This is a genomic window from Actinoplanes solisilvae (assembly GCF_003999975.1).
Taxonomy (GTDB): Bacteria; Actinomycetota; Actinomycetes; order Mycobacteriales; family Micromonosporaceae; genus Actinoplanes; species Actinoplanes solisilvae.
In genome coordinates this window covers 1-19002 of sequence record NZ_RJAC01000001.1, presented here as the reverse complement: position 1 = coordinate 19002, position 19002 = coordinate 1, and the positions used below count along the sequence as shown (strand labels likewise).

Genomic DNA, 19002 nt, shown 5'->3' with positions numbered 1-19002 from the left:
TGTTCCCTCCGACATTGGTGGGTGCGTCCCCGCTATCTTGCCTCCGAGGAATATCGCGTTCCATCCGGGTCGTTGTGCTACGCACCATCACTTTCTCTTCAGAACGCCAGGCCGCGATATGTGGATGCGCCCGACCAGGGAAACGTGCCACGATCGAGGCCTAGGAGGTCACCTTTTGCGAAACACTTACCAGGCACCCGTACTTGAACTTGATGAGCAGGACGTCACGTCCGGCGAGCTCGAGCTCGAGGAGCGTCACTCGCTGCGGCGGGTCGCCGGTCTCTCCACCGAGCTCACCGACGTCACCGAGGTCGAGTACCGCCAGCTTCGTCTCGAGCGGGTCGTCCTGGTCGGCGTCTGGACCGAGGGCAGCGTCGCCGACGCCGACAACTCCCTGACCGAGCTGGCCGCGCTCGCCGAGACCGCCGGCTCCCAGGTGCTCGAGGGTCTCATCCAGCGCCGTTCCCGGCCCGACACCGCCACCTTCATCGGGCGGGGCAAGGTCGACGAGCTGCGCGACGCGGTCATCGCCACCGGCGCCGACACGGTCATCTGCGACGGCGAGCTCTCGCCCTCCCAGCTCCGCAACCTGGAGCAGCAGGTCAAGGTCAAGGTCGTCGACCGTACGGCCCTGATCCTCGACATCTTCGCCCAGCACGCGAAGAGCAAAGAGGGTAAGGCGCAGGTCGAGCTGGCCCAGCTGCAATACCTTCTGCCGCGACTGCGTGGCTGGGGTGACTCGCTGTCCCGTCAGGGCGGCGGCGCCGGCGGTGGTTCCGGCGGCGGTGGCGTGGGCACGCGCGGTCCCGGTGAGACCAAGCTCGAGACCGATCGACGCCGCATCAACCAGCGCATCGCCAAGCTCCGCCGTGAGATCAAGGCCATGCGGACCGTACGCCAGACCAAGCGCTCCCGTCGCGCCAGCAGCGGGACGCCGGCCGTGGCGATCGCCGGCTACACCAACGCCGGCAAGTCGAGTCTGCTCAACCGTCTGACCCAGGCGGGCGTGCTCGTCGAGGACGCGCTGTTCGCCACCCTCGACCCGACCACCCGCCGTACGGCCGCCGAGGACGGGCGCGTCTACACGCTGTCCGACACGGTCGGTTTCGTACGCCACCTGCCGCACCAGATCGTGGAGGCGTTCCGCTCCACGCTCGAGGAGGTGGCGTTCGCCGATCTCGTCGTGCACGTCGTCGACGGCGCGCACCCCGACCCCGAGGGTCAGGTCAGCGCCGTGCGTGAGGTGCTGGCCGAGGTCAACGCCGACCGCATCCCCGAGCTGCTGGTCATCAACAAGACCGACGCGGCCGACGAGGAGACGATCCTGCGGCTGAAGCGCACCTGGCCGGAAGCGGTCTTCGTGTCCGCCCGGTCCGGTCAGGGCATCGCCGAACTGCACCAGGCGATCGCCGACAAGCTGCCGAAACCGGCGGTCGATCTGCGCGTCCTGCTGCCGTACGACCGGGGTGACCTGGTCGCCCGCATCCATCGATCGGGGCAGGTGCTCCAGACCCGCCACGTGGACGACGGAACCGAGCTGCGGGTCCTCGTCGACGAGCGCCTCGCGAGCGATCTGGAGTCGTTCCGGCACTGAGCGTGGGTTGACTGACGCGTAACACCAGCACGGGACGCCGCATGCGACACTGATCGGATGCGGCGTTTCGTGCTCCCGGCGATCGTGGCCTCCGGGCTGGTGATGATCGGCCCCTCCACTGCGTTTGCCGAGGACCCGGCTCCGACCGTCAGCGTCCCGTCGGTGGCGGGCAAGAAGATGTGCAAGATCACGAACGACAAGATCGACGAAGCCTCCGGGCTGGTCGCGACCAAGTCGGGCTATGTCGTGATCAACGACAGCACCGAGATCAAAAGCCACAAGCGCATCTTCTTCCTCAACACCAAGTGCGAGGTCACCAAAGAGGTCCAATACAGCGGCGACGGCCCCAAGGACCCGGAGGACGTCGTCCTCTCACCCGACGGTGCGAAGCTGTGGATCGCCGACATCGGCGACAATAAGTACGACACCGATGAGCGCCGGTCGACCGTCGGCCTCTGGTCGATAGCGGCCACCGGAGCGGGCAAGCCCGTGCTCCACCGGCTCAGCTATCCCGAGGGCGACCCGCACGACGCCGAGGCGTTGCTGCTCAACGGCGACGGCACCCCGCTCGTCGTCACCCGTGAGATCGGCAAGCCGGCGTACGTCTACCAGCCGACCGCGCCCCTCAAGGCGAACAACGAGTCCGGCGTCCCGATGAAGCGCGTCGCCGAGCTCACACTCTCGGCGACCGAGACCGACAGCGGCCCGTTCGCGCGCATCGGCAACCGCACGATCAGTGGCGGGGCGGTCGCTCCCGGCGGCGGCAAGGTCGTGCTCCGCACCTACACCGACGCCCTCGAGTGGGATGTGTCCGGTGGCGACGTGGTCGGCGCACTCAAGAACAAGCCGCGCACCACCGGCCTGCCCAACGAGCCGGGCGGCGAGGCGATCACCTACAGCCCTGACGGCAAGTTCTTCTACACCGTCTCCGACCTCAACGGCGCCAAGGACCAGGACAACTGGATCCTTCGCTACACGCCGGCCACCAAGGTCGCCACCGTCAGCAAGGACGGCGGCGAGGAGGCGGGGGACAAGTGGTACGCCAACCTCGAACTCAGTGACATCCAGTTCGCGGTGGGTGGCGTCGGCCTGATCGGTCTCATCCTGGTCGGCGCGGGCGTGTTCGGCATCGTGCGCTACCGCAAGCGCAACCCGGCCTCCATCCTCGACTCGGACGAGGGCAGCTTCAAGAACCCGCTCGAGGGCGACCCCGAGACCGAGCTGATCGGCGTCGGTGGGCCGGCGCCGGTCTACGGCTCCGGGGCGCGGTCGGGGCCGGCGGGCAACGGGCCGGTCTACGGCAGTGGCGGGCCGGCCTCGCGCGGCGGCAACTACGGCGGTGGCACGGGCCGGAACCCTCGCGCTCCGCAGGGCCCGCCCGCTCGTGGCCCCCAGGGTCAGCCGGCCGGTGGTCCGCAGGGCCAGCCGCCGCGCGGACCGCAGGGACAGCCCGGCGGGCCGAAGGGACAGCCCGGCGGGCCGAAGGGGCAGCCCGGTCGTGGGCCGCAGGGGCAGCCCGCCGGGCCTCAGGGGCCGCCCGCGCGTGGCCCGCAGGGTCAACCGGCCGGTCAGCCCGCTCGTGGCCCGCAGGGTCAGCCTGGTCGTGCTCCCCAGGGGCAGCCGCCGCGGGGGCCGCAGGGCCAGCCCGTGCGTGGTCCTCAGGGCCAGCCGCCTCGTGGTCCTCAAGGCCAGCCGGCCCGTGGCCCGCAGGGTCAGCCGCCTCGCGGACCGCAGGGGCAGCCGCCGCGCGGACCGCAGGGTCAGCCTTCGCGTGGTCCTCAGGGCCAGCCCGCCCGCGGCCCCCAGGGCCAGCCTGGGCGTGGTCCCCAGGGGCAGCCGCCTCGCGGGCCTCAAGGGCAGCCCCCGCGCGGTCCGCAGGGGCAGCCGCCTCGTGGTGGCCAGCCACCGCGTGGTGGTGGCGGTGGCGTCTACGGCGGCGGGCCGGGCCAGCCGCCCTCGGGGCGCAACAACGCCTACAACGACTTCCGCCGGAGCCCCGACGACCGTTTCGGCACCCCGGGTTACGGCCCGCGGTAACTCTTCTGCTCGCTCGATCCGGGCCCGACGGCGATGCCGGCTCGGGCCCGGTTTCGGTCGTCCACTCAGACGCGGCGCAGGACGGCCACCACGCGGCCCATGATGGTCGCGTCGTCGCCGGGGATCGGGTCGAAGGCCGGGTTGGCCGGCATCAGCCACACGTGGCCCTCGCGCTGGCGGTACCTCTTCACGGTCGCCTCGCCGTCGATCATCGCGGCCACGATGTCGCCCGCGTTGGCCGTCGGCTGCTGGCGCACCACGACCCAGTCGCCGTTGCAGATGGCCGCGTCGATCATTGAGTCGCCCTTGACCTCGAGCATGAAGACGTCGCCCTCGCCGACCAGTTCGCGCGGCAGCGGGAAGAACTCTTCGACGGCCTGCTCGGCCAGGATCGGACCACCGGCGGCGATGCGGCCGAGGAGCGGCACGTAGGCCGGCTGGGGCCGCGCCGAGCGCATCGTCTCGTCGTCGACCAGCTCGTTGGGGGAGCGCACATCGACGGCGCGCGGCCGGTTGGGGTCGCGGCGCAGGAAGCCCTTGGTCTCGAGCGCCTTCAACTGGTAGGCCACGCTCGAGGGGGAGACCAGGCCGACGGCCTCGCCGATCTCGCGGACGCTCGGTGGGTAGCCGTAGCGCTCGACCCAGCTGCGGATGAACTCGAGGATGCGGCGCTGCCGGGCGGTGAGGTCGGCGGTGACCGGCTCGGGGAACTGGCTGACCACCGGGGTGACCGATCGCAGTTGCGGCGCGTCGGCGGCACGAGCACGGCTCGGCGTCCGGCGGCGCAGGGCGGCCTGGTTGTCTGGCTTGGTCTGTTGTTGCCGGCTGCTCGTCCGGTCGTCGGTCGACACGTCCGCCCTCCCTGTCGGCCAGTGCCTCGTCGGCACGTGGTGCTCGCTTCGCGGAGCCGGAGCGCGACGCCGTGGGGATGGCGTGTGCCCGGCTGACCCCTTTGAGGGAGAACCGTAATCGTGGGGTACGACATATTCAAACATCTGTACGACATTCTTGCGGCGTGTCGCCCGGAAGTGCTCGACTTCCGTACGCCTGTTCTGATAAACCGTCGTACGGGCGTTCGATCGAACGCCTGTCCGAAGATCGTCTTCCGGTGGGGAGAACGCCATGGTGGCGAACGGGGTAAGGCAGGCTCAGCCTCCGTTGCGATTGACTCGGCGAGGGCGTGCCGTCGTGCTCGGTCTCCTCGTCCTGCTGGCCTCTCTGGCGAGTGCCGTGTTGTTCACCACCGCGTCCCGGGCCGAGGAGCCGCCGACCGGTCCGCCGCCTACGATCGTCGTCCGGCCGGGTGACACGCTCTGGGACATCGCCGCACGCACGCTGCCCAGGGGCGATGGTCAGGGGGCGGTCGACGAGCTGCGTCGTCTCAACGGCCTGTCGAGCTCCGTCGTGCACCCGGGCGATGTTTTGATCTTGCCGCGGGCGGCATGATCGCAGCGGTCCGTGAACGCCCGGTCAACCGCTCGTGTTGAGTCGCAAAATACGGCGCGTCGCCGGGCTTCCTGGCTTGCGAACGCGTCCGCCGAGGCATAGCGTCTACCCCAACATCTAGTAGTTACAAGGGTGTAAGTCATCCACAGGTTGGGGTTGACCTCCCCGGTTATCCACAGGCCGCGAACGGCGCGAGCTGGCGAGTCTTGCCAGCGGGTCGCCGTGTTTTCGTGTGCCCGAAAGATGCCGGGGGAGCCTTCCCGGAGGGGGTTCCCGGTGCGCTGTCCGTACTGTCGTCACGCCGACTCGCGCGTGGTCGACTCTCGTGAGGCCGACGACGGTCAGCTGATCCGGCGCCGTCGCTCGTGCCCCGAGTGCGGCAAGCGGTTCACCACGGTCGAGGAGGCCGTGCTCGCCGTCGTGAAGCGCAGCGGGGTCACCGAGCCGTTCAGCCGCACCAAGATCATGAGCGGCGTCCGCAAGGCCTGTCAGGGCCGCCCGGTCGACGAGGACTCGATCGCGCTGCTCGCGCAGAAGGTCGAGGAGACCGTCCGGGCCAAGGGCGCCGCCGAGGTGCCGAGCCACGAGGTGGGGTTGGCGATCCTCACCCCGTTGCGGGAGCTCGACCAGGTGGCTTACCTCCGGTTCGCCAGCGTCTACAAATCCTTCGACTCGCTCGACGAGTTCGAGAAGGAGATCAGCGCGCTGCGCGAGGCGGCGATCGCACGCGAGACCGCGGCACGGCATCCCGTGGCGCCCCGGTCCGGCGGTCGCGCACCACGGGTCTGAGGGAACACGGCTGAGACAGATGGCAAAGAAGCGACGAGTGGCAGAAGCACTTTCGAGGGGGAGCAGTATGGCCGGGGACGGCATCACAGCAGGTCGGCAGCGCAGCCGTGCGAACGGCAGCAGCGCGGCCACCGGGGGGCTGCGGGTCGAGCGGGTCTGGACGACCGAGGGCGTCCACCCGTACGACGAGGTTGAATGGGAACGCCGCGACGTCGTCATGACGAACTGGCGCGACGGCTCGATCAACTTCGAGCAGCGGGGCGTGGAATACCCGACCGCGTGGAGCGTCAACGCGGCGAACATCGTCACCACGAAATACTTCCGCGGCGCGGTCGGCACGCCCGAGCGGGAGTGGTCGCTCAAGCAGCTCATCGACCGGGTGGTCTCGACCTACCGCAAGGCGGGCGAGGACCACGGTTACTTCGCCACCAAGGCCGACGCCGAGGTGTTCGACCACGAGCTGACCTGGATGCTGCTGCACCAGGTGTTCAGCTTCAACTCGCCGGTCTGGTTCAACGTCGGCACCAAGTCGCCGCAGCAGGTCAGCGCCTGCTTCATTCTCTCGGTCGACGACTCGATGGACTCCATCCTCGACTGGTACAAGGAGGAGGGGCTCATCTTCAAGGGTGGCTCCGGCTCCGGCGTCAACCTGTCGCGCATCCGCTCGTCCAAGGAACTGCTGTCGTCCGGGGGGACCGCCAGCGGACCGGTGAGCTTCATGCGCGGCGCCGACGCGAGCGCCGGAACGATCAAGTCCGGTGGCGCCACCCGCCGGGCCGCCAAGATGGTCATCCTCGACGTCGACCACCCCGACATCGAAGAGTTCGTGTCGACCAAGGCGCGCGAGGAAGACAAGATCCGCGCGCTGCGGGACGCCGGCTTCGACATGGACCTCGGCGGCTCCGACATCGTGAGCGTGCAGTACCAGAACGCCAACAACTCGGTCCGCGTCAGCGACGAGTTCATGCGGGCGTACGAGGAGGGCACCGAGTTCGGGCTGCGCGGCCGGCTCGACGGCGAGGTCATCGAGACCATCGACGCCAAGAAGCTGTTCCGTGGCATCGCCCAGGCCGCGTGGGAGTGCGCCGACCCGGGCCTGCAGTACGACGACACGATCAACGACTGGCACACAAACCCCGAGACGGGCCGGATCACCGCGTCCAACCCCTGCTCGGAGTACATGTCGCTGGACGACTCGTCCTGCAACCTGGCCTCGCTCAACCTGATGAAGTTCCTCAAGGCCGACGGTGGCTTCGAGGTCGAGAAGTTCGTCAAGAGCGTCGAGTTCATCATCACCGCGATGGAGATCTCGATCGCGTTCGCCGACTTCCCGACCGAGAAGATCGGCGTCACCACCCGGGCCTACCGTCAGCTCGGCATCGGCTACGCCAACATCGGCGCGCTGCTGATGGCCTCCGGCCTGCCGTACGACTCCGACGGTGGCCGCTCGGTCGCTGCCGCCATCACGTCGCTGATGACCGGTACGGCCTACCGCCGCTCGGCCGAGATCGCCGGCGTCGTGGGGGCGTACGAGGGCTATGCCCGCAACGCCGACGCCCACAAGCGGGTCATGCGCAAGCACGCCGCGGCCAACGACGAGATTCGTCCCACTGGCACCGTCGCCACCGAGATCGCTCGCGAGGCGAGCAAGCAGTGGCAGCAGAACACCAAGATCGGTGAGAAGAACGGCTGGCGCAACGCGCAGGCGTCGGTGCTCGCCCCGACCGGCACCATCGGCCTGATGATGGACTGCGACACCACCGGCATCGAGCCCGACCTGGCCCTGGTCAAGTTCAAGAAGCTCGTCGGCGGCGGCTCGATGCAGATCGTCAACCAGACGGTTCCGCGCGCCCTGCGCAGCCTCGGCTACCCCGAGGAGCAGGTCGAAGCGATCGTCGAGCACATCTCCGAGCACGGCAACGTCGTCGACGCGCCGGGCCTCAAGCCCGAGCACTACGCGGTCTTCGACTGCGCGATGGGCGAGCGCGTCATCGCCCCGCTCGGCCACGTGCGCATGATGGCCGCGGTGCAGCCGTTCATCTCGGGCGCCATCTCCAAGACGGTCAACATGCCCGAGTCGGCGACCGTCGAAGAGATCGAGGAGATCCACTACCAGGGCTGGAAGCTCGGCCTGAAGGCGCTCGCGATCTACCGCGACAACTGCAAGGTCGGCCAGCCGCTCTCGGTCGCCAAGAAGCCGTCGGCCGCGGTCGAGGCCGCGCCGGCCGCCACGACCGAGGTCGAGAAGGTCGTCGAGAAGGTCATCGAATACCGCCCCGTCCGCAAGCGCCTGCCTAAGAAGCGCCCGTCCGAGACGGTGTCGTTCTCGGTCGGCGGCGCCGAGGGCTACCTCACCGCGTCGTCCTACCCCGACGACGGCCTCGGCGAGGTCTTCCTCAAGATGTCGAAGCAGGGTTCGACGCTCGCCGGTGTCATGGACGCCTTCTCGGTGGCGATCTCGATAGGGCTCCAGTACGGCGTCCCGCTCGAGACGTACGTCAGCAAGTTCACCAACATGCGCTTCGAGCCGGCCGGCATGACCGACGACCCGGACGTGCGCATGGCGTCCTCGGTGATGGACTACATCTTCCGTCGCCTGGCGCTCGACTTCCTGCCGTACGACACCCGGGCCGACCTGGGCATCTTCACGGCCAAGGAGCGTGCCGCGCAGGTGCAGGCCGAGGCCGCCGCCGAGGCTGCCGCGGTCGACCTGGCCGGCATGGCCGCCTCCGCCCCGGTCGCGACCCCGGCCGAGGCCGCCCCGGTCGAGGCCGCCGTGGTCAAGCCCGCGCCGGTCGAGGTCGAGAAGGCCGCCCCCGTGACGGCCGGCTCGTCCACCGAGCTGCTCGAGATCGTGATGGGTCAGTCCGCCGACGCGCCGCTCTGCTTCACCTGCGGCACCAAGATGCGCCGCGCCGGAAGCTGCTACGTCTGCGAGGGCTGCGGCTCCACCTCGGGCTGCAGCTGATCTTCTAGGAAACAGCGGTGGAGGGGTTCGGCTTCGTGGCCGGACCCCTCGCCCGGTTGACGACGAGATTGGACTTTCCGAGAGTGGGCCGGTCGGTGATGCCGACGACGCCCAGGAATTCACCGGCTGGTGATGCGGCCGGAGAAGCTGCTCGGCCCGCAGAACGTAACCCCGCGCGGTCAAACGGTCAGCCGGATCGCCGACACGATCCGTTACCGGCTTGTCACGCGCGAGATCCCTCCCTCGCCGCCGTGAAAGACCTCGGACACCCGGGTAAGTTCGACCGGTGACCGGGACGGAGCTCGATCGGCAGCGCCTCGACCGGGCAAAGGTCGCGGTCGGGTTCACGTTCGCCACCAACGGATTGGCCGTCGCCGGCTGGCTCGCTCGCGCCCCGGCGGTCCGCGACGGTCTCGAACTGTCGGCCGCCGGGTTCGGGTTGCTCCTGCTCTGCCTCTCGGCCGCCGCGATCGCCGCGATCCCGCTGGCCGGCCCCCTGGTGCAGCGCGTCGGCCCGGCCCGCGCGGTGCTGATCGGCAGCACGTCGATGGTTCTCGGCCTCACCGGCCTGGCCACCGGCGTTCTCGTCGGCTCGGTCGCGCTGGCCGGTCTCGGTCTGGTGCTGGCCGGCGTGGGCAACAGCACGTGGGACGTCGCCATGAACGTCGAGGGCGCCGACGTCGAGCGCCGCCTCGGCCGCACGATCATGCCCCGCTTCCACGCCGGCTTCAGCATCGGCACCGTGCTCGGCGCGGCCATCAGTGCCGTGGCCGCGGCCACCGGGCTGCCGATCTGGTTGCAGCTCTATCTGACCGCCGCCCTGGCCGCGGCGGTCAGCGCCCCGACCGTGCGCAACTTCCTGCCATATCAGCCCCGGCCGGCCGGTCAGAAGCCGGCGATGAGCGTCGGCCAGGCCTGGCGCGAACCCCGCACCATCCTGATCGGCCTGGTCATGCTCGGTTTTGGCTTCACCGAGGGCACCGCCAACGACTGGCTGGCCATCGGCCTGGTCGACGGCTACCACGCCGGCGAGACCGTCGGCGCGATCGCCTTCGGCAGCTTCGTCACCGCGATGACCTTGGGCCGGCTCTTCGGCGGCTACGCCATCGAACGCTGGGGCCGCGTGGTCACCCTGCGCGTCACCGCGGTCTCGGCCGCTGTGGGCCTGCTACTGGTCGTCACCGAGATCGCCGTCCCGGTCGCCATCGCCGGCGCCCTGCTCTGGGGCGTCGGCGCCTCTCTGGGTTTCCCGGTCGGCATGAGCGCCGCCGCCGACGACCCCGTCCGAGCCGCGATCCGCGTCTCTGTGGCCGGCTCGATCGGCTACGGCGCCTTCCTGGCCGGGCCACCCCTCATCGGCCTGCTGGCCGAGCACGTGGGCGTGCTGCGCGCCATGCTCTGCGTCTTCGCTGCCCTGGCTATCGGCCTCGTCGGCTCCGGGGCGACCAGGCCCCTCCCGTCGAGCCGCGATTGAACGACCGCCGCTACGACTGCAGGAAATCGGTGATCAGGCCGGCCAGCACGGCGGGCTGCTCGATCACCATGGCCTGCGACGCGTCGGCGAGCTGGATGTAGCGAGGGTGACCCGCGGCGCGCACCTGCTCGAGCTGGAAGCGCCGGTGGGCCTCGTAGAGCTCGGCGAAGGGTTCCTGCTCGGGCCGGTTGCGGGTGGCCAGCACGACCAGCTCCGGGCACGAGGTCCCGGCGTACACCGGGCCAAGGTCAAGTTCGTTCATGAGCGTACGGAGTTGGCCTGTGACCGCGGCCGACGGACGGATCGACGTCTCGCCGTTCTCGTGCGCGAGGTTGCGCCGGAAGCCCTCGATCCACACCTTCTCGTTGGCGCCCATGTCGCGGGCCGCCGCCTGCTGACGCTCGACGAGGTCGGGCAACTGGTCGGCCTCGATGACCCGGCCCGCCTGGGACTCGACCTGGTCGAAGATCGTCCGCAGCCGGGCGAGCTCGGCCGCCGCCTTCTCGGGGTCGAGGCCCGGAAGCTGCGAGACCTGGGTCGGCGGCGGGTTGCCGTCGAGGCTGACGACGCCCGGCGCCTCCGGATGCCGCTGGCCCCACAGGGCCGCCAGCATCCCGCCGAGCGAGTGGCCCACCACGGCGGGTCGCTGGATCTCCATCTGGACGCAGACCGCCGCCAGGTCACCCAGCGCGGTGTCCCACGTCCAGGTGCCCTCGCCCGACCGTCCGTGCCCCCGCAGGTCCACTGTGATCACGCGGTGGTTCGGCCGCAGGGCCCGGGCCAGCGTCGTCATCGTCGCCAGGTTGCCCCCGACGCCGTGCAGTAACAGCAGCGGAGGCTGGTCGCCGCCGAAGTCGCGCACCGCGAGCGGCACATCGCCAGCATCGATCAGCCGGTCATTGATCATCTTTATCTCCTAGCGCTTCCGAATAAGTAGATAGCATGGAGCCGGTGGACGAGCGCGCGCCGAGGGAGTTGACCGAGCCCCATCCGTCCCGCCTCCCGCTCGACCATCCCCGCCGCGCCCAGATACTCGCCGCCCACGATGCCGCTTTCGAGGCGGGTGAGGCGGGCTATCTCGACCCCGATACGGGCCTCTTCGTGCTGACCGCCGGCTTCCTCGCGCGCCGCGGCACCTGCTGTGGTCGCGGGTGTCGTCACTGTCCGTACACCAATGGTGCCTGACGCGGACTTTCGCTCGTAGTGCCGGGGAAGTACGGTGTGCCCCGGATCTCTCGGGAGGATCACTCGTGCTTTCGCGTTCCCTCGTGCTCGGCGCCGTCCTGCTCCTCGCGCTGACCGCCTGCGACAAGCAGGACGAGGATCCGGCCGCCGCCAACGTGCCGCCCCTCGCCGTCGAGCAGCAATCCGCCGCCTCGGCCGGTGGCGCCTGCATCCTCTGGGACTACGGCTTCATCAAAGACACGATCGGCGTCACCTTCGACGTGGCCGCCTCCGACCAGGTCGACGACGTGTCGACCTGTGTCGTGCAGACCTCGGCCGGCGACTATCCCGACCTGATGCTCTCGGTCGTGGAGAGCACCAAGGCGAGCCCCGAGCAGTTCCTCGACGACCTCAAGCCCTCGAAAGCGACCACGGTCAAGGGCCTCGGCCGGGCTGCCTATCGGCTGAACGGCGCGGCGACGGCGGGGCACGGCCCCAGCATCGAGGTCGGCTGGCTCAGCGAGGCGAAGCAGCTTCAGACGTTGCGCTTCACCTTCGACAAGAAGGCGTCAGCCGCCGCCGTGTCCGCGATGAACCCGAAGCTCATCGCGCTCGCCAAGGCGATGAACACGACAGACGGCTGACAAACGTACCTAGTGCGCGGCGACGAACACCCGCGACGCGACCTCGCGCGGCAGGCGGATCTTGTCGCCCAGGCGGTCGATGGTCACACCATCGCGCTCCTGAGCCACGGTCACCGTCGTGCCCGGGTCGATGCCCGCCTCGTGCAACTGACGCAGCACGTCGGCGTTGGTCTGCACGCTCTCGCAGATGCGCTGGACGACGACGCTGCCGCTCAGGCCCGGGAACGCCAGGTTGCGCTCGCCGCTGTCGGCCTGCTCGGCGCCCTCGGAGAGGCCGAGCGCCTCGAGACCCGGGATCGGGTTTCCGTACGGCGAGCGGGTCGGCTTGTTGAGCAGCTCGTAGACCTTCTTCTCGACCGAGTCGCTCATCACGTGCTCCCAGCGGCAGGCCTCTTCGTGCGCCTCCTCGTAGGGCATGCCGATGACGTTCACGAGCAGCAGCTCGGCCAGGCGGTGCTTGCGCATGACGGAGACGGCGGTGTTGCGCCCCTCCGCGGTCAGCACCAGGTGGCGATCGTTCTCAACCGTCAGCAGGCCGTCGCGCTCCATGCGCGCGACCGTCTGGCTGACCGTGGGACCGCTCTGGTGAAGCCGCTCGGCGATGCGCGCCCGAAGCGGCGGCACACCCTCTTCCTCGAGCTCGAGGATGGTGCGCAAATACATCTCGGTGGTGTCGACGAGGTCATGCTTGTGCAGCGACGTCTTCATGCTCCGACCTCCCGGCGGTCTCGGTGAACCGCCAGCGTCTGCGGGCTGACGACGAGTTCATTCACGGTGCGGCCCTCCCAGCAGCGATAATACCTCGTTACCGGGGGTTGACAGGCGCCCCGTGCAGGTGCAAGAGAGCCTACCTGACAGTCTGCTCCGGCGGCGTGCGTGAAACCTGTCGGAGGCGCGTGAAAGAGTGACCGTCATGGCGGATCCGACGACCACGGTGGTGTGGGATCGAGCGCTGCTCGACTACGACATGGGCGACCACCCGCTCAACCCGGTGCGCGTCGAGCTGACCATGGCGCTCGCCCGCGCATTGGGCGTTCTCGATCGTCCGGGCGTGCGCATGGTCACGCCCGAGCCCGCCACCGAGGCCGACCTGACCCGCGTCCATCGCGCCGACTACCTCGAGGCCGTCCGGCACGCCCCGATTGATCCGTTCTTCCGCGGCTGGGGCCTCAACACGCCCGACAATCCCGTTTTCGACAACATGCACGAAGCGTCCGCGCGCATCTGCGGCGCCACCATCGCCGCCGCCGAGGCCGTCTGGCACGGCGTGACCAAACGGGCCGTCAACATCGCCGGTGGCCTGCACCACGCCATGTCCGCCCGGGCCGCCGGCTTCTGCGTCTACAACGATCCCGCCGTGGCCATCGCCCGCCTTCTCGACCAGGGCGCCCAGCGGGTGGCCTATGTGGACGTCGACGTTCACCACGGCGACGGCGTGCAGGCCGCGTTCTACGACGACCCCCGCGTGCTGACGGTCAGCCTGCACGAGACGCCGCTCACCCTGTTCCCCGGCACCGGGTTCGCCGACGAGACCGGTGGTCCCGGGGCCGAGGGCACCTCGGTCAACGTCCCGCTGCCCCCGGGCACGGGCGACGCGGGCTGGCTGCGCGCCTTCCACGCGATCGTCCCCTCCGTTCTGCGCGCCTTCGCCCCCGAGATCATCTTCAGCCAGTGCGGCGCCGACTCCCACCGCCTCGACCCCCTCGCCGACCTGCGTCTGTCCGTCGACGGCCAGCGCGCCGCCCACCTGGCCATGCGCGACCTGGCCGACGAACTGTGCGACGGCCGCTGGGTCGCGACCGGCGGCGGGGGCTACGCCCTGGTCGAGGTCGTGCCCCGCACGTGGACCCACCTGCTCGCCACGGCCACCGGCGACCCGCTCGACCCGCGCACCCCCATCCCGGAAGCCTGGCGTTCGCTGGCCGCCGAGCGGTGCCCGCACTCCGACGTTCCCAAGACGATGACCGACGGCGTCGAACCGCCGGTCGAGCGCTGGCAGCCGGGCACCACCCCCGACGCGGTCGACCGCGCCATCCTGGCCAGCCGCACGGCGGTCTTCCCTTTGCACGGTCTCGACCCGCAAGATCCCCGCGACTGATCGCCGAGAGGAGGAGAGCGAAATGGACATCAGCGCCGACGTCCTGCTCTCCGACGGCCATGCCGTCCATCTTCGACAGATCCAGCCCACCGACGCGCCCGCCATCGTCGAGTTCCACTCCCGCATGAGCGACCGCACGCGCTACCTGCGCTATTTCTCCCCCTACCCGCGCATCCCCGAGCGCGACCTCGAACGGTTCGTCAACGTCGACCATCGCGACCGCGAGGCGTTCGTCATCGTCAGCGGCCCGCGCATCATGGCCGTCGGCCGATACGAGCGCCTCGGCCCCGGCTCGCTCGAGGCCGAGGTCGCCTTCGTGGTCGAGGACGCCCATCAGGGCCGAGGCATCGGCTCGGTGCTGCTCGAGCACCTGGCCGAGGCCGCCCGCGCCCACGGCATCACCCGCTTCGTCGCCGAGGTCCTCCCCGAGAACGGCGGCATGCTGCGCGTCTTCAGCGACTTCGGCTATCAGGTCGAGCGCAAATACGCCGACGGTGTGGTCCACCTGAGTTTCCCGATCGCCCCTACCGAGAAGTCGCGTGAGGTGCAGGAATCCCGCGAGCACCTCACCGAGTCCCGCTCGATCGGGCGTCTGCTGGCTCCGCGCGCGGTCGCGGTCTACGGCGCCAGTGCCAGCGGTCAGGGCATCGGTGCGGCCATGCTCGGCCACCTGCGTGACGGCGGCTTCACCGGCGCGCTCGTCCCGGTGCATCCCAGCGCCGAGCGGGTGGCCGGTCTGCGTGCCTGCCGGTCGGCCACCGAGTCGGGCGAAGACATCGATCTGGCCCTCATCGCCTTGCCGCCCGAGGGGGTCGGTGCCGCGCTGTCCGATGCCGCCGCCAGCGGCGCGAGCGGTCTGGTGGTCATCTCCGCGGGCTTCGCCGAGACCGGCCCCGACGGCGCCGCCGCGCAACGGGCGCTGACCGAGGGTGCGCACGCGGCGGGGTTGCGCGTCGTGGGGCCCAACAGCATGGGGGTGGCCAACACCGACCCCACCGTACGGCTCAACGCCACGCTCGCCCCCCGTCTGCCGGCCGCCGGGCGGGTCGGATTCTTCAGCCAGAGCGGTGCGCTCGGTGTCGCGCTGCTGGCCGAGGCCGACCGTCGCGGGCTGGGCCTGTCGACCTTCGTCTCGGCCGGCAACCGGGCCGACGTCTCCGGCAACGACCTGCTGCAGTATTGGCGCGACGACCCCGGCACCGACGTCGTCCTGCTCTATCTCGAGACGTTCGGCAACCCGCGTAAGTTCGCCCGCCTGGCCCGCCGCATGAGTCGGGTGAAACCGGTGGTCGCGGTGGCCAGCGCCACCCGTCCGCCGGGTCTCGCCGGCGACCTGCCCGGCCCCGACGCCCACGCCGTCACCGCCCTGTTCGCGCGGTCCGGAGTGATCCGGGTCGACACCGTGCAGGAGCTCTTCGACGTCGGCCTGCTCCTGGCCCACCAGCCGCTGCCGGCCGGCCGGCGCGTCGCCGTCGTCGGCAACTCCTCCGCGTTGTCCGAGCTGGCCGTGGCTGCCTGCCGCGCGAGCGGCCTGACCGTGGCCCAGGGCTACCCCGTCGGCATCAGCCCCCAGGCCGGCGCCCACGACTTCGCCGACGCCCTGGCCGACGCCGCCGTCGACGATCGTGCCGACGCCCTCGTTGTGGTCTTCGCGCCGCCGCTGCCGGGCCAGCTCGCCGACGACGATGCCGACTTCGCCGCGGCCCTGGCCAGTGTCGCCCTGGCCGGTGAGAAGCCGACCGTAGCGACATTCCTGCTCGGTAGCCTGCCGCCGCGCGTCCCGGCCTACCCCTCGGTCGAAGAGGCGGTGCGCGCCCTGGCCCGGGTCGCCACCTATGCCGACTGGCTGCGCCGGCCGCCCGGGGTGCTCCCAGAGCTGGCGAGAATAGATCCCGCCGCGACCACCATCGACGGTCCGCCCGCCGACCTGCTGGCCGCCTACGGCATCGACATCGTCCCGTCCACACTGGTCGCCCAGGCCGACGAGGCCGTCGCCGCCGCGAAATCGCTCGGCTATCCGGTCGCGCTCAAGGCGGCCGGCGGTGCGCTGCGGCACCGCATCGACCTCGGCGCGGTCCGCCTCGCCCTGGCCGACGAGGACGACGTCCGCGCCGCCTACGCGGAGTTGCGAACGGCCTTCGGCCCCGACGTCCTGGTGCAGACGATGGTCCCGGCCGGGGTCGCCTGCCGCGTCGAAGTGACGGAAGATCCGGCGTTCGGCCCGATCGTCGGGTTCGGCCTCGGCGGCGTGGCCAGCGAGCTGCTCGGCGACCTGGCCTGGCGGGCCGCGCCGCTGACCGATCGGGCCGCCGAGGCCCTGGTCGTCGAGCCCAGGGCGGCCCCGCTGCTGCACGGCTACCGCGGTTCGGCCCCGGTCGACCGCGAGTCGCTCATCGACCTGCTGCTGCGCGTGGGCCGCCTGGCCGACGACCACCCTCGCCTGCGCGGCCTCTCGCTCAACCCGGTGCTGGCCCGCCCCGACGGCTATTCGGTGCTGCACGCCTCCACCGAGATCGGCGACCCCGCCCGCCGCCCCGACACGGGCCCACGTCGCCTCCGCAGCCCGTAGTGCTCGGGCCGCGTGAACGCGCGCGAAAACGCGACCGCCCGGCCGGGCCGAAGCCCGCCGGGCAGAAAACGTAGGAAAGAAGATCAGCCCGCGTACGCCTCGAGACGCGACGAGCGCTCGGGGTCGCGCAGCTTGAGCATCGTGACCTTCTCGATCTGGCGGATGCGCTCGCGGCTCAGGCCGAACTCGCGGCCCACCTCGTCGAGTGTGCGCTGCCGCCCGTCGTCGAGGCCGAAACGCAGCCGGATCACGGCCGACTCGCGCTCGCTCAGCGTGGCCAGCACGATCTCGACCTCGCTGCGCAGCTCGCCCGAGCCGGCGGTCGCGCCCGGGTGGTTCTGGTCGACCGACGCCACGAAGTCGCCCAGGGCGCTCTCCCCGTCCTCACCGACCGCCTGGTCGAGGCTGACGGGCTCACGGTCGTACGAGATGAGCTCGATGACCTGGAACTCGGGAACGTCCATGGCCTTGGCGATCTCGGCGATGCTGGGCTCGCGGCCGAGCGTCGCGGCCAGGTCGCGCCGGCTGCGGACCATGCGGTTGACCTGCTCGACCATGTGCACCGGGATGCGGATGGTGCGGGCCTGGTCGGCCATCGCGCGGGTGATCGCCTGGCGGATCCACCAGGTGGCGTACGTGGAGAACTTGTAGCCCTTGGTGTAGTCGAACTTCTCGACCGCGCGGATCAGGCCCAGGTTGCCCTCTTGGATGAGGTCGAGGAAGGCCATGCCGCGGCCGGTGTAGCGCTTCGCGATGCTGACGACGAGGCGGAGGTTGGCCTCGAGCAGGTGGTTCTTGGCGCTCTTACCCTCCGCGACGATGATGTGCAGGAGGGGAGCGAGGTCCTCGCCGGCCCCCGGGAGCTTCTCCTCCGCGTACAGCCCGGCCTCGATGCGCTTGGAGAGCTCGACCTCCTCGACCGCGGTCAGCAGCCGGGTGCGGCCGATGCCGTTGAGGTAGGCGCGAACCAGATCGGCGGAGACACCCCGCTCGTCCGTGGCGTCCAGGTCGGTCAGGAGCTCGACACCGTCGGTCACGCTGTTGTCCATGGACTCCGACGCCTTCATCTGCAGGACCACCTTTCAGTCCCCTCCCCGCTGATAACCGTCTGTCGTGCGTTCCGGCGCGCCTTGCGTGCCGGTGATCGATAGCTTGGCCTGGGACGCGTTAAACCGAGGTGAGGCAAGCGTCCAGGTGGCATGAATCAGGGAGAACCCTGACGTCGCCAAGCCGACAAGTGTCCGGATTGCCGGTACTCGCCGCGTGTAGCGCGCCGATACTGTTCGGCAAACGCCCTTGAGGAGGAGATGGTTCAGTGGTCTTCAAAAAGATGCTGCAGGCACTCGGTGTCGGCGGCCCGTCGGTCGAAACTGTGCTGGCCAACCCCAGTTGCCGCCCCGGCGGCTACCTCGAGGGCCAGGTCCACGTGGTGGGAGGCGAGCACGCGGTCGACGTCGAATATCTGGCCGTCGGGCTGGTCACCCGGGTCGAGGTGGAGAGCGGCGACAGCGAATACAACACCGACCAGGAGTTCCACCGTCAGCGCCTGACCGGTTCGTTCCGGCTCGACCCAGGCGCGAAATACGACGTACCTTTCCGATTCGACGTGCCGTGGGAAACCCCGATCACCGAGGTCTACGGGCAGCACCTGCACGGCATGACGATGGGCCTGGCCACCGAGCTCGAGGTCGCGCGGGCGGTCGACAAGTCCGATCTGGACGCGGTCGCCGTGCACCCGCTGCCGGCCCAGGAGCGACTGCTCGACGCGTTGCTGCGGCTCGGTTTCCGCTTCAGCCGGGCCGATGTCGAGCGTGGCCGGGTCTACGGCGCCGAGCAGCACCTGCCGTTCTATCAGGAGATCGAGTTCTACCCGCCGTCGGCCTACGCGAGCGGCATCAACCAGCTCGAGCTCACGTTCATCCCGACGCCGCAGAAGCTCCAGGTGATCCTCGAGATCGACAAGCGCGGCGGCCTGTTCACCGAGGGGCGCGACGCGTTCGGCCGTTTCGACGTCGACTACGCCACCGTCGACCACACCGACTGGGGCGGTCAGCTCGACAACTGGCTGCGGCAGTCGGCCCAGCGCCGGGGCCTGTTCTTCTAGTCCTGGACTTCGCACATGCTTTGGAGTGAATGCCCGTCACTCTGATCATGATCGATGTGTTGGTCTGGGTATGGGTGTGACAGGTGCTCCACGTCGTAGTGCTGTGCGTCCTCGT

Annotated in this window: 15 protein-coding genes; 11 read left to right on the top strand and 4 right to left on the bottom strand. The window is 70.0% G+C overall.

Annotated elements, in window-relative coordinates; translation table 11 throughout:
* Window positions 1-175: 175 nt before the first annotated feature.
* Both hflX and EER30_RS00070 read left to right on the top strand, forming a co-directional pair.
* Complete coding sequence (gene hflX, locus EER30_RS00075) at window positions 176-1594, top strand: GTPase HflX (RefSeq protein WP_127497029.1); 1419 nt, start codon at window positions 176-178, stop codon at window positions 1592-1594.
* 57 nt (window positions 1595-1651) lie between these two features.
* Window positions 1652-3631, top strand: coding sequence for a hypothetical protein (locus tag EER30_RS00070; RefSeq protein WP_205650076.1), 1980 nt, complete (start codon window positions 1652-1654; stop codon window positions 3629-3631).
* Between the two features lie 65 nt (window positions 3632-3696).
* Here EER30_RS00070 and lexA read toward each other — a convergent pair whose 3' ends face one another.
* Window positions 3697-4419: a transcriptional repressor LexA gene (lexA, locus tag EER30_RS00065; protein ID WP_240669828.1), complete on the bottom strand. Its 723-nt coding sequence runs from the start codon at window positions 4417-4419 to the stop codon at window positions 3697-3699.
* A gap of 400 nt (window positions 4420-4819) precedes the next feature.
* Here lexA and EER30_RS00060 point away from each other — a divergent pair, with 400 nt between their 5' ends.
* From EER30_RS00060 to EER30_RS46860, 4 genes are all read left to right on the top strand, one after another.
* Window positions 4820-5077, top strand: a complete 258-nt coding sequence (locus tag EER30_RS00060) for a LysM peptidoglycan-binding domain-containing protein (RefSeq protein ID WP_240669679.1) — start codon at window positions 4820-4822, stop codon at window positions 5075-5077.
* A gap of 276 nt (window positions 5078-5353) precedes the next feature.
* Window positions 5354-5866 (top strand): transcriptional regulator NrdR, encoded by a 513-nt coding sequence (gene nrdR, locus EER30_RS00055; protein WP_127497024.1) that lies wholly within the window; start codon window positions 5354-5356, stop codon window positions 5864-5866.
* 67 nt (window positions 5867-5933) lie between these two features.
* Entirely contained in the window at window positions 5934-8834 is a 2901-nt protein-coding gene (locus tag EER30_RS00050; RefSeq protein WP_127497023.1) for a vitamin B12-dependent ribonucleotide reductase, read from the top strand.
* 286 nt (window positions 8835-9120) lie between these two features.
* Window positions 9121-10308, top strand: a complete 1188-nt coding sequence (locus EER30_RS46860; RefSeq protein ID WP_164842194.1) for an MFS transporter — start codon at window positions 9121-9123, stop codon at window positions 10306-10308.
* 10 nt (window positions 10309-10318) lie between these two features.
* On the opposite strand, the gene EER30_RS00040 is transcribed toward EER30_RS46860, so the two are convergent.
* On the bottom strand, window positions 10319-11215 hold the full coding sequence (locus tag EER30_RS00040) for an alpha/beta fold hydrolase (protein ID WP_127497021.1): 897 nt from the start codon (window positions 11213-11215) through the stop codon (window positions 10319-10321).
* Window positions 11216-11259: 44 nt separating this feature from the next.
* Here EER30_RS00040 and EER30_RS00035 point away from each other — a divergent pair, with 44 nt between their 5' ends.
* Both EER30_RS00035 and EER30_RS00030 read left to right on the top strand, forming a co-directional pair.
* The gene (locus EER30_RS00035) at window positions 11260-11493 is read left to right on the top strand and encodes a C1orf53 family protein (protein ID WP_432417488.1); all 234 of its coding nucleotides are present in this window, start codon (window positions 11260-11262) and stop codon (window positions 11491-11493) included.
* A gap of 65 nt (window positions 11494-11558) precedes the next feature.
* Entirely contained in the window at window positions 11559-12116 is a 558-nt protein-coding gene (locus tag EER30_RS00030; RefSeq protein ID WP_240669678.1) for a hypothetical protein, read from the top strand.
* A gap of 9 nt (window positions 12117-12125) precedes the next feature.
* Here the strand turns inward: EER30_RS00030 and EER30_RS00025 are convergent, their stop codons facing one another.
* Window positions 12126-12824, bottom strand: coding sequence for an iron-dependent transcriptional repressor DtxR (locus tag EER30_RS00025; protein ID WP_127497018.1), 699 nt, complete (start codon window positions 12822-12824; stop codon window positions 12126-12128).
* A 205-nt stretch (window positions 12825-13029) separates the two neighbouring features.
* Here EER30_RS00025 and EER30_RS00020 point away from each other — a divergent pair, with 205 nt between their 5' ends.
* Both EER30_RS00020 and EER30_RS00015 read left to right on the top strand, forming a co-directional pair.
* Complete coding sequence (locus tag EER30_RS00020) at window positions 13030-14214, top strand: acetoin utilization protein AcuC (RefSeq protein ID WP_127497016.1); 1185 nt, start codon at window positions 13030-13032, stop codon at window positions 14212-14214.
* Between the two features lie 22 nt (window positions 14215-14236).
* Window positions 14237-16783: a bifunctional acetate--CoA ligase family protein/GNAT family N-acetyltransferase gene (locus EER30_RS00015; protein ID WP_127497015.1), complete on the top strand. Its 2547-nt coding sequence runs from the start codon at window positions 14237-14239 to the stop codon at window positions 16781-16783.
* A gap of 83 nt (window positions 16784-16866) precedes the next feature.
* Here the strand turns inward: EER30_RS00015 and sigB are convergent, their stop codons facing one another.
* A complete protein-coding gene (sigB, locus tag EER30_RS00010; protein WP_127497013.1) occupies window positions 16867-17850 on the bottom strand; it encodes an RNA polymerase sigma factor SigB in 984 nt (327 codons plus the stop codon).
* 248 nt (window positions 17851-18098) lie between these two features.
* On the opposite strand from sigB, the gene EER30_RS00005 reads away from it, so the two are divergent.
* The gene (locus EER30_RS00005; RefSeq protein ID WP_127497011.1) at window positions 18099-18887 is read left to right on the top strand and encodes a sporulation protein; all 789 of its coding nucleotides are present in this window, start codon (window positions 18099-18101) and stop codon (window positions 18885-18887) included.
* Window positions 18888-19002 lie beyond the last annotated feature (115 nt).

Coding starts and splice junctions, on each gene's coding strand:
- EER30_RS00070 (WP_205650076.1), top strand. CDS start 1,652: ATGCGGCGTTTCGTGCTCCCGGCGATCGTGGCCTCCGGGCTGGTGATG.
- EER30_RS00050 (WP_127497023.1), top strand. CDS start 5,934: ATGGCCGGGGACGGCATCACAGCAGGTCGGCAGCGCAGCCGTGCGAAC.
- EER30_RS00040 (WP_127497021.1), bottom strand. CDS start 11,215: ATGATCAATGACCGGCTGATCGATGCTGGCGATGTGCCGCTCGCGGTG.
- EER30_RS00025 (WP_127497018.1), bottom strand. CDS start 12,824: ATGAAGACGTCGCTGCACAAGCATGACCTCGTCGACACCACCGAGATG.
- EER30_RS00020 (WP_127497016.1), top strand. CDS start 13,030: ATGGCGGATCCGACGACCACGGTGGTGTGGGATCGAGCGCTGCTCGAC.
- EER30_RS00015 (WP_127497015.1), top strand. CDS start 14,237: ATGGACATCAGCGCCGACGTCCTGCTCTCCGACGGCCATGCCGTCCAT.
- sigB (WP_127497013.1), bottom strand. CDS start 17,850: ATGAAGGCGTCGGAGTCCATGGACAACAGCGTGACCGACGGTGTCGAG.